Annotated in this window: 3 protein-coding genes; 1 reads left to right on the top strand and 2 read right to left on the bottom strand. The window is 42.3% G+C overall.

What is annotated here, in order from left to right:
• The coding region (locus tag SFV55_RS05620; RefSeq protein ID WP_320028491.1) for a hypothetical protein at positions 1–196 on the bottom strand (196 nt) is incomplete at its 3' end.
• A gap of 26 nt (positions 197–222) precedes the next feature.
• Between SFV55_RS05620 and SFV55_RS05615 the strand changes: the two genes are divergently transcribed.
• Entirely contained in the window at positions 223–654 is a 432-nt protein-coding gene (locus SFV55_RS05615) for a phosphoheptose isomerase (RefSeq protein WP_320028490.1), read from the top strand.
• Between the two features lie 334 nt (positions 655–988).
• Here the strand turns inward: SFV55_RS05615 and SFV55_RS05610 are convergent, their stop codons facing one another.
• Positions 989–2548: a hypothetical protein gene (locus SFV55_RS05610; protein WP_320028489.1), complete on the bottom strand. Its 1560-nt coding sequence runs from the start codon at positions 2546–2548 to the stop codon at positions 989–991.
• Positions 2549–2996: the final 448 nt, after the last annotated feature.

Raw genomic sequence — 2996 nt, 5'->3', positions numbered from 1 at the left:
GCACAAGGGAAAACCAGTTGATCCCGTCGACTATGTAACTTTTTAGGTATACTTCTCTTTTTGTGGCCTTTGCAATCGGTAGAACAGCTTTTTTTCCTTTTCGTTTTTTCTCAAAAAAACCGGATATTGCAGCGTTTTTGTTTGAGTCCACTGCCAATAAATACCAAATTACGCTATCTATCAATCCTTTATCCAAACAGTTAAAGACAATACAACATTTTCATGGACCAGAATACTCAGCAGCTTAAGGCAGCTTATAACGAAAAAGGGGAATCGATCAGTCCGGTACTGCCCAATGAAGTGAAAAATTTCCTCATTGACATCGACGGAACGATTTGTGACGATATCCCCAACGAAGAACCCGAGCGGATGGTGACAGTGTTGCCTTATCCTGATGCCCTCAACATCCTGAACAAATGGTATGATGAAGGCCACGTGGTTACTTTTTTTACTTCACGTACGGAAGAACACCGCCAGGTGACCGAAGAATGGCTGAACCGCAATGGGTTTAAATACCATGGCATTTTGTTTGGCAAACCGCGGGGCGGCAACTACCATTGGATCGACAACCACATCGTAAAAGCTACTCGCTTCAAGGGTAAATTCACCGATTTGGTAGTGGAAAAACACGAAATTGAGGTGTTTAAGGATTAATCGTCCTTAACTATGCATAAGTAGAAAGGGGAGCTAACTTGTAATGGATGCAGGTTAACTCCTTTTTTTATAGGTGATAAAAAAGGAGAAAAAAAAAGCCGACGCAAAAATGTGCCGGCAAATAATTAATGTATGAAACTTAGATTAGCCAAACTATAAAACCTCCATCCAATCCTTAATCCTCCTGAGTTCATTTCACGGTGGAGAGGTCTTCAAATAAAATCTTTGCAATTTATAGACAATTTGCTGTACCATAACGGGGATTATTAGTTTGAGTTACATTTATTAGGGCGAAAAAAAGTCTGAAATTCAGATAAAAATAGAAATCAATGTGTTACAAGGCTGATTCCAAACGCCGCTCGTACCGTTCTTTTACTACCTGAGCCAGGGTTTTGTGTTGAATTTTGCTTTCTACCCAGGATTCAATGTCCAGAAAAATGAAAGAGCGTTTTTCAAATTCATCAGCCTTAAGCTCACTCAATTTTTTACGGAAATCCAGAAACAATTTAGCCGTATCATCCGGTTTGGCGTTGATCAGCCGGCGGAAAAAACCAATGCTGGCCTTTTGCAATTTGCTGGGGTCATGCATTTTACTAATGAATCGTGCTGTGTTGTTGATGACATAATCCAAAAAGTCCATGTTTTTGAGGTCGTAATGCGCCATGATGAACATCAAACTGGCGTAAGCTTGCATGTCTTCCCGCAGGGCCTTTCCGGGGTGGTTCAAAATCTGATTGAGGTAATCGATGGCTTGTGCTGGCTTGCCTGCACCCATCCACAACCAGGCAATTTTGAAATAAAAAATCAGGAGTTTGTGGGCGTCCAGCTTATTGTCGTATTTCCGAATGCGACGTAAGGCGTGTTGCAAGGTGCGTCCTGTGCCTTCCTGAAAACTTCCTTCCAAAAAATGGCGGTTGAAACGTCCCTGGTGAACAAAGAGGAAAGAAAGAATCTGGGAATTGTAGTTGAATTTGGGATAAACCTCTTTGCGGAATTTTTCAAAACGATCCAGGGTGCGAATAAACACCGGGTAATTCCGCAAATAAAACGCAGTAACCAACAACTGGTGCATCCCGATCATGTACATGTCCATGTCCATTTCGATCATCTTGGGCTCGGAAGCGTACAGGTTTACCCATTTTTCGGCGTACTCTTCGCATTTGTCGTACTCCTGCAAAAGGTAGTGGTACCAGTAATAGGCATGGTAGACGTGGATTTTTTCAAAAAAAGTATGGGCTTCCTCTTCTTGTTTGGGGAGTTTGCTCCGAAAATGTTCTTCCAGTTTGGCCCGCCCTTCCTGCGTTTTGATGTGCCCTTCGTTGATAAAAAGGCGTTGCAGGGCCAGTTTAAAATTGGACAAAAGGGCAATTGACAAATTGGTGTTGCTATGGGTTTCGGATTCGGCCTGCAAATCGTCCATCCTTTCGGTGGTACTGCGCGTAATGTGGCGCGACTCGATCCTTTTTTCAAATTCTACAATTTCCAGTTGCAGAATGTCGTGGTTGATTTTATTGGCCAGTGATTTGGCCTTGGCCAGGAGTTTTAAGGATTGTAGGTACAAACCCTTGCCGTACAGAATAACCGCATAATCGATCCACTCCCGGATTTGGATTTCCTCGTGTTTGTGGATCTCCATCAAGCGCAAGCAAGTCAGGATGTGCTGGTACAGGTGCCGCTTGAGGTTGGAGAGTTGGCTTTTATTCGAATCTTTGAGTTTGCGGATAATGGTTTCCTCATCAAAGTCCTTTTGTTTTTCGAGTAAATCAAAAAGCTGTAGAAATTTGGCGTCACTTTCCCCTTGAATTCGTTTGGCATACAAGCGAAAATTGCGTTTTTCAGCCTTGGTTAAAGACTGAATCATTTCAAAAAGCTGATCTCCATGAGAGATGGGCATAACATTGGTTTTTAAACAATAATGCTTTTTTTAACTGCGGTTTTTTCCTTTAATAAACTAACTATCAAATACTTGAAAACGGCAGGATTTGGCATCAATGCAGCAGGTTACAGCAATCAAATTGCGCGAATGCAGGTTGGTGATCACAATTGGCTGCAAAAATGCCTATCCAGACATGAAAATACGACCTAATTTTGAATTGTTCAAACAGGGAAGGAGAAACAGCGTAGTATGCAAAATTAATCCTCTTGACTTGTTTGTTCACCGTTGGTAGTCAGGGGCAGGAACTGAGAGAAAAGGAGACCACGTCTACCCAAGCCCTAACCACCATAGTTGTTGTTGCCCTTTTTTGGGCGGCATTACTCGGTCTATTTGGTTTTCTTATTTGGATAGCAAATCTGGCAGAGTTGAAAAAGGACTGATAGTTTCCGCAAGCCCGGGGGATATT

Origin of the sequence: Haliscomenobacter sp. (genome assembly GCF_033763495.1) — a bacterium.
In the GTDB taxonomy this organism is placed as follows: domain Bacteria; phylum Bacteroidota; class Bacteroidia; order Chitinophagales; family Saprospiraceae; genus Haliscomenobacter.
This window is presented reverse-complemented; position numbering and strand designations above follow the sequence as displayed.